Raw genomic sequence first — 13453 nt, 5'->3', positions numbered from 1 at the left:
CATGTTCTTCCCTGCAGAGCGCTTACGCGCTCTTTTAGATTAAGCTAATGCACAACGATTTTTTGCTTAATTGCTGGCATTAATGTTTTACCATTGCCGTCTACTTTGTTTAACAATTTAAGTCCCATCACTTTTGCAAGTACTGGGTAAATATCAAGGTTATTTACTTCTTTAAGGCTTACACCTTGTTTAAATGCAGGGCCTACAGCAATAAATGATGCTGCCATATCCTCGGTATATGCATAACCGTGAGTCCCTAAATAGGTTGGTTTTTTACCATTGGTAAATACCGCTGGTGCTGTAGTTTGCACCACAATATCGCCTACGCGAGTGCCTTTATTGTAATGATACGCTGCTAATTGCTCGTCAGTTAATACTGTATAACGACCGTTTGACGCATCTCGTAAACGTGCTTTGTAACCTTCAATATCAGCGTTTTTAGCATCCGGTTGGGTATAAATAAGTAAACGTGGGCCAGTATTTTTAACTAAAAAGTTTTCATCTTGAGGCAGTGTGGTTACATCAATGCTTTTATCTGGATCTATACTCGCCATACCATGATCCGAGACAATAACTAAGTTTACCTCTTGCTCTAATTTACTTAAGCGAGTTTGTAATTGCCCCATTAATTCATCAAGCTGTTTAACTGCATCACGCGTTTGTGGTGCGTCTGGCCCAAATTCATGGCCCATGCTATCAACTAGCGAAAAGTAACTCGCAATAAAACGTGGGCGCTGTGCTTTTGGTAAGCTTAACCACTGAATAATTTGATCAACACGGCTTTGGTAATCGCTGTATTTAGAATAGTGATAAAAGTAATCTGGTGTCATGCCGTTAAATAATGCATCTGACTCAGGCCAAAAATAAGTAGCCGATTTAAGTCCCTGCATTTTGGCTAAATTCCAAAGCGGAATACCCTTTACCCATGTGCTATCGCCCAATGCTTTGCCCATGCTGTAACAGTCGTTTTTACGCGCTTTATCACAAAAGCTATTATCAACAATGCCATGGTTTACTGGCAGTAAGCCCGTAATAATAGAAATATGGTTAGGAAACGTTTTAGTTGGATAAACAGGTATTAGCTTTTGTGCGCGAACACCGCGCTCGGCCATTGCTTTTAAATTTGGCGCGCCGTGTTTTTCAATATAATCCCAACGCAGGCCATCAATTGATACAAGCACCACAGTTTGCTCTTTTGCAGCAAATGCGCTGTTCATTCCTAACATTAGGCAAATTGATACTGCCTTTAAAATCCACTGTTTCATTATAAACACCTATAAATGCACAACAATTACTCAAAAAATTATTTTAAAGCAAGTTGTTACTTTATGATACAAACTGATAGATTAAACCCTGTATATTAAAGACAAATGACTATGTGCTAAAAACTATGCCAGTCATCAATTGTAAAAAAGGACAAGTATAAAGATGACCATAGATTTTAGTAAAAAAATAACGCCAGCACGAATGTACCGCACAACCTCTAACTTACAGATGGCGCTAGAAAGCGACCGTGGCCGTATTATTAACAGTGCCGCTATTCGCAGGCTGCAGCAAAAAACACAAGTGTTTCCGCTTGAGCGTAACGCAGCTGTTCGTTCGCGCTTAACTCACTCGCTTGAGGTACAACAGGTTGGTCGTTTTATAGTGCAACGTATTTTTGCTAATTTAAGCTACCAACAGCAAAAAGATTACGGCTTAACCGACCTAGAACGCCCGCTAGAAAGCTTAGTAGAAATGGCCTGCCTAATGCACGACATAGGCAACCCACCGTTTGGGCATTTTGGCGAAGCGGCTATTAACCACTGGTTTAATAACAACCTAGCAAGCGTAACACCCGAGCGCTGTAAAGAACCAAACACCGGTATAGGTGTTGTTTTTAAACACCTTGCGCTTGATATTTGTAACTTTGAGGGCAACGCTCAAGGCATACGTATAATTCATTCTTTGCAAACGCTTAATTTAACCTACAGCCAAAGTGCTGGTATTTTAAAATACACTCGCCCTGCTGGGCTTGATGTAAAAGACATACCCCAAAATAAAAACTACTTAATGAAAAAAGTGGGTTACTACTACAGCGAAAAAAACTTTGTTGAAGCGCTACAAAAAGAGCTCACTATTGAGCCTTACTGCCGCCATCCTGCAAGTTACATAATGGAAGCCGCCGACGACATTTCGTATTGCCTAGCCGACATAGAAGACGCCGTAGAAAAAGACATAATAAGCACTGAGTTGCTGTGCGAAAAACTTAAAAGTAGTTACAAAAAAGTATTAATAAACCTGTTAATCGACGACGCTCAACATCAAAATTTTGTAGACAAAGCAGTAGACTACGCACTAGAGCGTGCACAAGCACAACCCTATAATTTTAATAGTGAATTTTTTATATACTTGCGGGTTGCATTGCTACATCCGCTAGTAAATCACGCCGCAAAACGCTTTATCGAAAATATAGAACCTATTTATCATGGCGATTTTAACCAAGCGCTTTTAGAAGATAGAAGCCATCTACATGCAGTAACTAAAACACTAAAGCAGGTAGCGCTTGAGCATGTATTTTCAAACAAAGAAGTCGAAAAATTAGAGCTACAAGGGTATCGCATAATTAATGGTTTGCTCGATTGCTATAAACCATTACTGCTACTAAACAAGGATGACTTTAAGCGTGCACTAAATGGCGATTCACGTTTATTAATAGAGTCGCGACTTGTTAAAAAGCTCTCTAAAAAGCACTTAAATAGTTACCAACACGCAATAGATGCGATGCAAGAAGAGCCCGATCACTTTGCGGCATACGAGTTTTATTATCGTTGTAGATTAATCCAAGATTATATAAGCGGTATGACCGACCAATTTGCTTACGATGAATATCGCAGCCTTATGGTTATTGATTAGTTGTATTACTCTGGATAATTTTTAATTTTGCGCTTAAAATCAAACTATTAATATTTAAGCGCGCATAACTTCATGATATCAAAACTAATTAGATTTACCCTTTGCTTTGCCTTATTTTATAGTGCGCAAAGTGCTGCATACAACGAAGCTATGTGCATTTTAATTAAACAAGAAATACAGCAAAATAGTAATAATAAAGCGAGTCAAAAATATCGTAAAGCTGCGCGTGATTACAAAAATAACTGTAATAAGCCAAAAGAAATTCAAGCACAACCTAAGCCCCAAATAATAGAGCCTGAACCGACTATTATTACTCAGCCACAACCTAAAATTGTTGAACCTGCCCCTGTAATTAAACCCACTGAAGAAGCTGTTAAAGAAAGCATCAACGAGCAAACCCTTAATTTAACTAATGATCAAAAACAACAAATAAACGATCAGCTAAATACCAACAGTAACGAAATAGTAATTGATGCAGAGCCAACAAAAGCAGCACCCGAGCAAGTAGTTACAGAGCAAAAAAACGAAGCTGTGATAGAGCAAGTAAAACCGGCAACGCCAGAGCAAAACGTTCAACCTACGCCTGAAAAGCCTGTACCTGTAAAACCAGCAGCTGTGTTAACTAAACCAGCGCCAGTAATTACGCCGCAACCTGTAGCGCAGAGCCCAAGCTCGTTACTTTTACCCACTTTAATACTTGTTATAGTGGTACTTATTGGCGCTATGATAGTCGTGCGCCTGCGCCGTGCAAAACAAAGCAAAGCGATGGCAGAACCGACTATAGCGGCTCCACCTAAAGTTAAATCAGAAAAAATTGCTACGTCAGCTAAACCTGAAACTAAAGCAACAAAGCCAGTACAAACAACAAAAGAGCCAGAGATTGAGCCTGTCGTCATCAACGAAGCAACTCAAAATAATAAAGCAGTTGAGAGCAGCGTAGCGACAAATGAAGAGTCAGTGGAACCTACTAACACAGCGCAAAATACTGATATTGAACATACAACAACGCAAATTTCAGATGAGCAAAACAACGTAGCTACACAAGTGAAAACAAGCGAAATTGAGCCTACACCGCTTAACTTAACTGATACTTTAGAGCAAACAAGTACCGCTACGTTTAACGAAGTAAAACAAAAACCTGAACCTAATACCGCCGAGTTTGAAGCCGCCGCCAAAACAACCTTAGAGCGCATTAAAAATGCCAGCAGCTTTAATGAGCCAGAGGTACGCGACTTTGACCCAGATGCAAAGCCAGTAAAAAAACAACGTAAGCACCATACAGCGCAAGTAACGGAATCTGCGCCAATAGAAGCTGAACATAACACTGTAGAGCCGGTTATTAGTACTCCCGAGCCAGTAACAGCGAGTGAGCCGGTTATAGATTTACACGCTCCAGAGCAAATATCTGACGCCCAATCGACTACGTATACAACCGAGCAAGACTTTAAAGAACCAGAGGTGCGTACATTTAACCCAGATGCACCATTACCTGGTGAAAAGCCGACGCCTAAAAAAGAAGACGCGATACCTGAGCAAGCACAAACAACACCGCTAGTTGATGAGCCAGTAATTGAGCCTAAAAAAGCGGACAGTAACAATCCATTTGCTAACTTATCGTTAGACTCAAGCTGGGATCCTGACTCGGCTGAAAAGCCCAAAATAGAAGAGAAAAAACGCGCGCCTAAATCGCAAGCATTAATAGATGCAGAAGAACGCGCTAAAAACATGCAAACCAAATAGTAAGTTTTAAAGTAGCGCCTCATATTTGAGGCGCAGTTTTAGTAACCAAATAATTAACTGCTTTTTTACCGTATTACTTACACTCTTATCCTATCCTAAAATGCGCCCTAGTAATTAGAAGCTTCACTCCTCGCGCAAACAAGCTCAGCGCCTAGTGCAATATTCAAGCTTAAGAGTCTTTTGTAAGCCTACAACTTGTTGACGCGATGGGTGCAGAGCATACATTTAACAGGTGGTATTTTTAGACTGGAGTTTACGGCTACGTTATCCGTAGCCTTAAATTAAAGTAACTTGGTCAACATGCCCTAATTAAAAGTCCTAGTTAACAGCCCTAGCGGTACGTTTATTTTTAAGCTTTAACCCGCCAATTAATAGCAGTGGCCCTATAAACATGGCAAGGCCATACACGCCACCGGTGACCGCGTATTCTGGTTTATTCAAAAAGCTAATAGCAATTAAAATAGCTAACGATGCATTTTGAATTCCAACCTCAATTGAAAGCGTCAGCGAATCAGTTAAATTTAATTTTGAACACTTAGCAATTAACCAACCAACAACCATTGAACCAATATTAAGTGCTATGCACGCCCAAAATACATCGTTAAATGAGCTAACTAATAAATCGCGCTCTTTTATTACTAGTGCTGCAATCATCATAAGCATAAAAAACAACGAGAAGCGTCTAAAAAACGGCTCTGCTTTAATGGCAAAATCACTTTTAAAGTGACGTAACCAAATGCCTATAGCAACTGGCACTAAGGTAATAAAAAATAGCCCTAATGAAGTAATTAAAATAGAGAAAGTAGCATCGTCTGCTGGGGCAAACTGGCTCATAGCAAAGCCAATAATAAACGGTGTGGTTATTATACTAATTGCGGTAGAGGCAGCGGTTAAACTTACCGAAAGCGCTAAATTAGCTTTAGCAAGCTGGCTTAATACATTTGACATAGTACCGCCTGGGCAGGCAGCTAATATCATTAAACCAATAGCTATAGGCGTTGGTAGGTTAAGTAAATAACACAGCCCTAATGCTAATAAAGGCATTGCTACAAGTTGGCCTATTAAACCCATAACAATGGCGAGCGGGCTTTTAAATAGACGAGTAAAATCGTTTGTTGTGAGCCCAAGACCCATACCAAACATAATAAGTGCAAGGGCGAGCGGAAGTATTACTTCAGTTAATATAGATGCATTCAAATTAGACAGCCTCGTTTGTTATTTTTTTTAATTGGAGTGTTAATTTTTAAGTTAACTGTATACCAATTCGCTTAATTAAGTGATCTATTTTGAGGATAGAAAAACGTGTTGATAGCTAGGCAAAAAATTCGCTATTTAGTTGTTCTAAATGAGAATTTTTTAACACAGGTAGCGACACGTTTAGCCCCGCAAAATGATTAAGTATTATTGCGGATTGGTATAACGCCCCTTTACAATAAATCCTAATGCTAGAAGCATTACTTATTTAAAATAGTAGCAATGCGTTTACCCAGTTCTGGAAGTACATCTTGCTCAAACCATGGATTCTTTTTAAGCCATATATTATTGCGCGGACTCGGATGTGGAAGCACTAAATAATTTGGCCAATACTCACGCCACGATTTTACTAACTCCGTAAGTGGCATTTTTTTAGTCTCCGGTAAATGATACGCCTGCGCGTATTTACCTAATACTATTGTCAGCTCAATATTTGGTAGTGCAGCCAATAATTGCTCGCGCCATGCTGGGGCACATTCTTTTCTCGGTGGTAAATCACCCGACTTCCCCCTACCCGGGTAGCAAAAGCCCATAGGTAAAATTGCTATATTATTAGCGTCGTAAAATTCATCACGTGTTAGCCCAAGCCATTCTCGTAGGCGGTTTCCGCTTGCATCGTTAAACGGCACGCCTGTTTCGTGAACTTTTATACCCGGTGCTTGGCCTGCGATTAAAATACGTGCGTTTGGGTTAAATTGTATTACAGGTCGAGCCCCTAAAGGTAAATGAGGATCACAGATCACGCATTTACTAACTTGGTCTATTAATTGGTGACTATTCATGTTTATTTGGCCTTAAATGCTTAATTTTCATCCTAAATGGCCATTTAGGATAAATGAGTTGGTAAAAAATCGGTTTATTTTATCTAAAATGGCGATTAGTTAGTAAAATCCTGATCTTTAAGCCTAAATGCCCTACAGCCCTTATAGTACCTAGTGTTCTTTCGCCCATACCGCAAATTCGTTACCACTTGGTTCTGTAAAGTGAAACCGACAACCGCCAGGAAACTCAAAAATAGGTTTTAATATTACTCCGCCAAATGTCTCTACTTTTTTAAAGGTTGCGTGTATGTCGTCGCTATAAAAAATAAGTAATGCTGCCCCATACTGAGTTAGTGATTTTAATGGAGCCTGAAAAATCCCACCATCTAACCCCTGCCCACTAAACGCCGTGTATTCTGGGCCGTAGTCAGTAAACTGCCAATTAAATACATGACTAAAAAAGGCCTTAGTTGCGGGTAAGTCGCATGCAGGAAACTCTACGTAATTTAGTTTTTCGTGATCGCTCATCGTTATTTCACTCTTTATTTTTACTCAGTTTATTAACCTTAAGCTTTACATGCAGCCTGTGCAATATCATTAAACAATAACAGATCAGTATTTTACTAAGTAATCTGAACTCTGGATAATAAATCTATCTCGAGCAGCTATTTTCAGCGCTAGAGAAAATAAATTTAAATATCACCATAATTCAATACGTATAAAACCTGTTAACCAAGGTTCAGGTTAAGTAAGAAGGATAATTTACTAAAAGTTAGCCGCCGTAAATGAGAATAGCTATCTTTTGTATTTGTAACATATATAATAGCGCCTTTGTTTTATCCTCAGCTTTAAATAAAGGGATTAATTAACTATGCAGGCACCTTTGCACAGTGCGCCATTCGATAAGGTTAACGTAATTGCGCTTATAGTAAAAAGCGTAAGCAGTTATCGAGTTTTGGTATTTTTACGTTTTTTTATTGCCATAATTGGTGGCTATGCCTTTACCTCTGCAAGTACTGCGTTATTAAGTTTTGTATTGCCAATAGCTAAGCAAGACGCTGTACTGTTTAGTGTTTCAATCAGCATTTTAATTTATGCCGTAGTATTTATTTATGCCTTTAGCGTTAAATCATTAAGAAAAATTTGGATCAGTATTTTACTAAGTACAGGTGCGTTTATCGGATTGCTTGTATTACTAAAGGGTTGGGTATGAAAGACAGCTTTTTCAGATCGATGACTTGGTTACACACTTGGGTAGGGTTACTCGTTTGTTGGTTATTATATTTAATATTTTTTGCAGGAACACTTAGCTTTTTTAGAGACGAAATAACGCTGTGGAATCAACCTGCCATACATAATGTACAAGCCCAAACACAGCGTATAGAAGCGCAAAAACAACAAATAATTACAGGGTTCGATTACTTAGCTAACCATGGAGCTAACTCATCAAGCTGGCGTATTACATTACCTGAGCCGCGTATTCCTTATTTAATTTATGGTTATGCAAAGCCAAAAGAGCCAGGCCAGCGCCGCAGCCAGTTTAAAAACACACAGTTAAACCCTAATACCATGAAAGAGCTTGAGCCCTTTGTAGATACTAAAGGTGGTAACTTTTTTTATCGGCTGCACTATGATTTACATTACATGGATGCAATAACCGCACGCTGGATTGTGTGCTTTGCTAGCTTTTTTATGCTAATTGCCATTATATCGGGTGTGGTTATTCACAAGCGTATTTTTAAAGATATGTTTAGTTTTAGACGTAATAAAGGTAGCCGTACGTGGTTAGATGCCCACAATTTAAGCTCTGTGCTTGCCCTGCCTTTTCATTTAATGATTACTTACACGGGCATGATTACGCTCATATTTATGTTGTTTCCCTACCCTGCGCAAACGTCTTACGATAACGGCATGCGTGGCTTTTTTAACGATGTAACCCCTCGCAACACCATGACCGATAAAGCCCAAGGCGAATCGTCAATGGTGCCGATTCAAAGCATTTTGGATCAGGTTTATACTAAGTGGCCTCATGCAGATATTACTCGCGTACAAGTTAACCAACCAAATATGGCAGCTTCAACAATTACCGTATTGGTAAGCGCAGGTAAAACACTGCGTGACCAAGCACCACGCTTAATATTTAGTGGTGCTACAGGGCAAATGGTTGCTAAAACTGATGACGAGCTAACTAGTAGCAAAGCGCTTTACGAATCACTTAATTCAATGCATACAGGGCGTTTAGCTACGTGGTTACTGCGTTGGTTATACGTATTAGGCGGTATTGCAGGCTGTGTAATGATTGGCTCTGGCTGTATTATGTGGGCTAAGCGAATTCGCGAGCGAACTAAAAATAACGTTAAACCTTCGTTTGGTTTAAAACTAGTTGAGGGGTTAAACCTAGCCACTATTATGGGACTACCACTGGCAACGTGTGCATTTTTTATTGCTAACAGACTACTTAGCCCAACTACCGCAGAGCGCGCCGATAAAGAAATACTCGCGTTCTTTTTAACATGGCTAGCGGTTGCTCTTTTAGCACTTATAAAGCGCGACACACTGCAATGGCGAGTTATGGCAGCTATAAATGCTGTTGCATGTTTAAGCGTACCGGTTATTAATGCACTTACAACTAACGGTAATATAGTTAGCTATTTGATGCACAAACAGTGGGCTTTATTTACTTTTGATGCACTGTTTTTGTTATTTAGTATATTATTTTTTATACAAACCGAAAAATTACGTACTGCTAAAAACAACTCAAAAATAATCAGCCCTAACCAATCTAATAATCTTAAAAGGCAAAAATCATGATTGATTTACTTGGTTTTAGTCTGTGTTTGTTTGGTTTTAATGGTTTTGCACTGGCTAAGTTTAATCATTTTAAAGATGTATTTAAAAAACGCCCTACAGAATTACAAAGTAAAAGCCTGCTATTTATTGCTTGGATCAGTATTTTACTAAGCTTAGTACTTTGCGTAGCAACTCAAAGTGGTTATGGCGCGTTACTATTTTGTGGGTTTATGAGCCTAAGTTTCTTAATTATAATGGTTTTTTATAACTTTTTAGTAGGCTACGTAAAGTGGTTTAGTGTTTTAAGCGCCTTATTAATTGTACTTAGCGGTCTATTTTTAGCGTTAAACTAGCCTTAGTTAGTAAAAACGTGATCCGTTACTTTCCCATAGATTAGGGCGTGTTGATCTTTGGTGGGTGAATTTGCAGCAGACCGTTTGGTATTTAGGCAAGGCAGAGCCTATGTAGTGTGGTTATTCCCCATAAATAGGCGATAACGCAGCATAAATACCAAACATGCGCTGCCCTTTGGGTTCTTTCTAGGGACGATTAACTCTTTGTTGCCTACATGGATGTAGGTAAGGGGCGTGAGCAGGACGCGGAAGCTTTGCTCGGTTTTTACTTAGCCCACTAGGTTACAAACCTCGCGCCGCGATTTAATCGCCCCTAGATTGAACAGATTTCAATCCACAAAGATCAACACGCCCTAGGCAAAAAAAATGGCAAGCTATATAGCTTGCCAACAATAGGGGATATTCAGTGTTCCTAATACTTACTGTCTCACTGTAAGTGCTAGCAATATAGCGTTTATATATTTAATTTACTTTACAGTTAGATGACGTTTTTATTACCACTTTAAAAGCGCATACAGCTAACTGTAAACCCCCTTTACATACTCTCTTGATTTACCCAAATTATTTCATCAGTAGCAAAGCCTAACTCTTTCGCTTTAGTTAAAAAGTGCTCTTTAAGCTCTTTGCTAACCGTTGGTGTACGCGATAAAAACCACAAGTAATCTTTGTTGTAACTGGTTATAAATGCATATTGATAATCGGGTTGGTCAAGTTCAAAAATCACGTAAGCGCCATAAAATGGACCAAAAAACGAGACTTTAAAATGTCCGGTGTCGGTGCCCTCAACAAATTTGGCCAAGCCTTCGGCGTCATCCCATTTTTTATCATCCGTTAAATAGCCTTTGTTAAGGACCTTTACTGTGCCGTCGTCGTTAATTGAATAAGTCGCGGTAACTTGCTCCATACCTTCTTCAAACGAGTGATTAAGACGCGCTATTTCAAACCATTTGCCTTTATATTTTTGTATATCAAAGTTTTTAACGGGTGTTATTCCCTCAGGGGGGCTGGTGCAGGCACTAAGAAAAAATAGACCAGTAATAAGTAAACCGTATTTTATAGCCTTCATGTAAGCTCCTTTTCAATTATGTAATTTATGCTATTTCACAAGAATAAAATTTGCTATAGGATCGTCTTAATTCTAAAGCAATAAAAATGACCATAGCATGAAAATTTGGGTAGATGCAGACGCGTGTCCTGTCGTTATAAAAGAAATACTTTTTAGAGCGGCAGAGCGTATGAAAATCGACACTATTTTAGTGGCTAATCACGCAATGCGTATTCCGCCGTCAAAATACATAAGCCGCGTTCAAGTATCGTCAGGCTTTGATGTAGCCGACGACGAAATAGTGAAACGTATTGAAAAAGGCGATTTAGTTATTACTGGCGATATACCGCTGGCGAGTGAAGTAATTGATAACGGTGGGCAGGCGCTCAACCCGCGTGGCGAGCTTTACACCACGGAGAATATTCGCTCAATACTTAACGTACGCGACTTTATGGATACCATGCGCTCAAGTGGTGTAGAAATGAGTGGCGGGCCGCCTCCACTTAGTCAAACCGACCGTCAAAATTTTGCTAATAATCTCGATCGTATTTTAGCGCAAAACAAGGCTAACTAACTTGAATACCCAATTAGTTGGCTTAGGCGATACCCAATTTAGCGTGGCAGTGTATGTAGCAAAAGCGCCGCCAATGCCGTTTTTTGAAACACTTCAATGCCTTGAACCGGTTATAAATGAACAAATAAATACCATAAACCAGCACTGCGGTAATGGTTGGCGCAAAGTATTTAACGTGTACGCCAAAGTATTGTTTGCTCTACCAAGTGAGTATTACTCATTTGCTAAACAAGCGCCTACTTGGCAGCAATATCGCGATGAGTTTTTACTGCAAAAAAGTAGTAAAACCGCCCTGCTATTTAGCGCGCCTAATATTACTGTTACTTGTACAGATAAAGCTTCAAATAATAAAAACCAGCTACACATAATTGCTGGGCGTACGCACGCTAAAAGCTTACTCCAACAAGGTAAGCTTAATGCGAAATTTGAGTGGCTCGACGACGAATTTGCAATAGATATAGCCAACAATATTATAGTATGCCCGTATTTTGATTACAGGCAGCTAAGTAATATAAAAATAGCTAGGCTTAGCGAGCTAGTTGCACAACTAAAAAATAGTTAAAAGTAACTAAATGCACACGTACTAAACAAAGGTAGTGGTGCTTAGCTTAAAAGCTGAATCTGCCACTTATAAAAAATATATTATTTGGATTTTAAATTATGACAGAAAAAGAAAAAATGCTATCTGGTCAGTATTATGACCCAAGTGACCCTGAGCTTATTGAATTACGATTAAAAGCTAGCTTAAAAACGGAAGCGCTAAACCAAACAAGTGTTATTCATTTGGATGAAAGAGCTCAAATTATACATGCGTTATTTGGCTCAACAGGAAAACAAGTTCATGTAGAGTCATCATTTAATTGTGATTATGGGTCAAATATTCATGTAGGTGAAAATTTTTATGCTAATTTTGGCTGCGTTATTTTAGACGCTGCGGAAGTTAATATTGGTAACAATTGCTTTATTGCACCACAGGTTGGAATTTATACCGCTACACACCCTATAAACCCAATTGATAGAAGAAGTGGGCTCGAATATGCAAAAACAATAACAATAGGAAATGATTGTTGGATTGGTGGTCATGCAGTCATAAATCCAGGCGTTACTTTAGGTAATAATGTAGTTGTTGCATCGGGTGCTGTTGTTACAAAATCGTTTGGCGATAACGTTGTTATAGGTGGGAATCCTGCAAAAATAATAAAAATGATTGAAAGTTAATTTGCTCAACTTAAAAACTAAGCGACTCTTTAAACTTACTCCTTTTATAGTATTTAATACCAATTCCATTAAGTATGTGATCTAAATTTTACGCCGAAAAAATAATTCAGTTCTAGGCGTAAATTGATGTAAATGGTTGTTCCCTTTGCGAAATTGACAACAAAGAAATGGGTTGTTTTAGCAAGTAAAATAGATCTGCTATTTATTGGAATGGTATAAGCTTAAACCAATCGCCAATAGAGCCTTAAAATTTGATCGGTGTTTGGGATATTGTCGAAAAAATAATAGTTAAACGAGATAGTAATTTAATTAAAAAACAGTTTGAAAATAGACTTACTTATTTGAATTGAATTAGGTTAATAAGAGCGACCATGGCCGGAATTTTAGAGTTAAACCAATTATTAAAATCAATGCAGCCAGAGCTTAAGCAAGGCGAGTATATTTTTTGTTGTTTGGCAGGAAAGCTTGCTGATTATGTTCATTTAGACCCACTTGCCACTTATGTAGAAGAAGAAGGGCTAACCCTTATTTTAAAAGCTGAAACCGCCGATAAAGCAGGTATTACCTTTGAGAGTAAATATAATTTAATTACTCTTAACGTACATTCAAGCTTAGAGGCCGTAGGGTTAACCGCTGCGGTATCTGCAAAGCTCACTGAGCATGGCATTAGCGCTAATGTGGTAGCTGCGTTTTATCACGACCATATTTTTGTACAAACAGATAAAGCACAAGCTGCAATGAAAGCACTTGGAGAGATTGGTTAGGTTGCTGGTGAAGCAACAATCTGATTGATATGAATATTGGAGCGACGGGGGACGCTTCA

General features: G+C 38.8%; 14 protein-coding genes. 9 read left to right on the top strand and 5 right to left on the bottom strand.

The window, feature by feature from the left end; translation table 11 throughout:
* Positions 1–44: 44 nt before the first annotated feature.
* Positions 45–1265 (bottom strand): alkaline phosphatase family protein, encoded by a 1221-nt coding sequence (locus tag I6F50_RS11150; RefSeq protein WP_165728810.1) that lies wholly within the window; start codon positions 1263–1265, stop codon positions 45–47.
* A gap of 163 nt (positions 1266–1428) precedes the next feature.
* Here I6F50_RS11150 and dgt point away from each other — a divergent pair, with 163 nt between their 5' ends.
* Positions 1429–2895, top strand: coding sequence for a dGTPase (gene dgt / locus I6F50_RS11145; protein ID WP_007583580.1), 1467 nt, complete (start codon positions 1429–1431; stop codon positions 2893–2895).
* Positions 2896–2967: 72 nt separating this feature from the next.
* The gene (locus tag I6F50_RS11140) at positions 2968–4635 is read left to right on the top strand and encodes a cell surface protein (protein ID WP_197159946.1); all 1668 of its coding nucleotides are present in this window, start codon (positions 2968–2970) and stop codon (positions 4633–4635) included.
* Between the two features lie 318 nt (positions 4636–4953).
* Here the strand turns inward: I6F50_RS11140 and I6F50_RS11135 are convergent, their stop codons facing one another.
* The 3 genes from I6F50_RS11135 to I6F50_RS11125 all read right to left on the bottom strand — a co-directional run bounded on the left by I6F50_RS11135 (position 4954) and on the right by I6F50_RS11125 (position 7178).
* Positions 4954–5832 (bottom strand): bile acid:sodium symporter family protein, encoded by an 879-nt coding sequence (locus tag I6F50_RS11135; RefSeq protein ID WP_197176234.1) that lies wholly within the window; start codon positions 5830–5832, stop codon positions 4954–4956.
* A 257-nt stretch (positions 5833–6089) separates the two neighbouring features.
* Positions 6090–6671: a uracil-DNA glycosylase family protein gene (locus I6F50_RS11130; protein ID WP_024591552.1), complete on the bottom strand. Its 582-nt coding sequence runs from the start codon at positions 6669–6671 to the stop codon at positions 6090–6092.
* 150 nt (positions 6672–6821) lie between these two features.
* Positions 6822–7178 (bottom strand): VOC family protein, encoded by a 357-nt coding sequence (locus tag I6F50_RS11125; RefSeq protein ID WP_165740799.1) that lies wholly within the window; start codon positions 7176–7178, stop codon positions 6822–6824.
* A gap of 343 nt (positions 7179–7521) precedes the next feature.
* Between I6F50_RS11125 and I6F50_RS11120 the strand changes: the two genes are divergently transcribed.
* The 3 genes from I6F50_RS11120 to I6F50_RS11110 are packed head-to-tail and all read left to right on the top strand — an operon-like array spanning position 7522 to position 9793.
* Positions 7522–7863: a hypothetical protein gene (locus tag I6F50_RS11120; protein WP_165728812.1), complete on the top strand. Its 342-nt coding sequence runs from the start codon at positions 7522–7524 to the stop codon at positions 7861–7863.
* The gene (locus I6F50_RS11115) at positions 7860–9461 is read left to right on the top strand and encodes a PepSY domain-containing protein (protein WP_165740800.1); all 1602 of its coding nucleotides are present in this window, start codon (positions 7860–7862) and stop codon (positions 9459–9461) included. The genes I6F50_RS11120 and I6F50_RS11115 overlap by 4 nt, the downstream gene beginning before the upstream one ends.
* Positions 9458–9793: a DUF3325 domain-containing protein gene (locus I6F50_RS11110; protein WP_197176232.1), complete on the top strand. Its 336-nt coding sequence runs from the start codon at positions 9458–9460 to the stop codon at positions 9791–9793. The genes I6F50_RS11115 and I6F50_RS11110 overlap by 4 nt, the downstream gene beginning before the upstream one ends.
* A 535-nt stretch (positions 9794–10328) precedes the next feature.
* Here I6F50_RS11110 and I6F50_RS11105 read toward each other — a convergent pair.
* Positions 10329–10859, bottom strand: a complete 531-nt coding sequence (locus I6F50_RS11105; protein WP_165741980.1) for a lipocalin family protein — start codon at positions 10857–10859, stop codon at positions 10329–10331.
* A 97-nt stretch (positions 10860–10956) separates the two neighbouring features.
* On the opposite strand from I6F50_RS11105, the gene I6F50_RS11100 reads away from it, so the two are divergent.
* From I6F50_RS11100 to I6F50_RS11085, 4 genes are all read left to right on the top strand, one after another.
* Positions 10957–11412 carry a YaiI/YqxD family protein gene (locus I6F50_RS11100; protein ID WP_165727905.1) on the top strand — a complete coding sequence of 152 codons (456 nt, stop codon included), beginning with the start codon at positions 10957–10959 and terminating at the stop codon, positions 11410–11412.
* Position 11413: 1 nt separating this feature from the next.
* Complete coding sequence (locus I6F50_RS11095) at positions 11414–11974, top strand: hypothetical protein (RefSeq protein WP_166112806.1); 561 nt, start codon at positions 11414–11416, stop codon at positions 11972–11974.
* A 98-nt stretch (positions 11975–12072) separates the two neighbouring features.
* Positions 12073–12630, top strand: a complete 558-nt coding sequence (locus I6F50_RS11090) for a sugar O-acetyltransferase (protein ID WP_024613121.1) — start codon at positions 12073–12075, stop codon at positions 12628–12630.
* Between the two features lie 371 nt (positions 12631–13001).
* A complete protein-coding gene (locus I6F50_RS11085) occupies positions 13002–13394 on the top strand; it encodes an ACT domain-containing protein (protein ID WP_165741054.1) in 393 nt (130 codons plus the stop codon).
* Positions 13395–13453: the final 59 nt, after the last annotated feature.

It is taken from the genome of Pseudoalteromonas sp. NZS127_1 (assembly GCF_015864295.1).
Classification (GTDB): Bacteria; Pseudomonadota; Gammaproteobacteria; order Enterobacterales; family Alteromonadaceae; genus Pseudoalteromonas; species Pseudoalteromonas arctica.
This window is presented reverse-complemented; position numbering and strand designations above follow the sequence as displayed.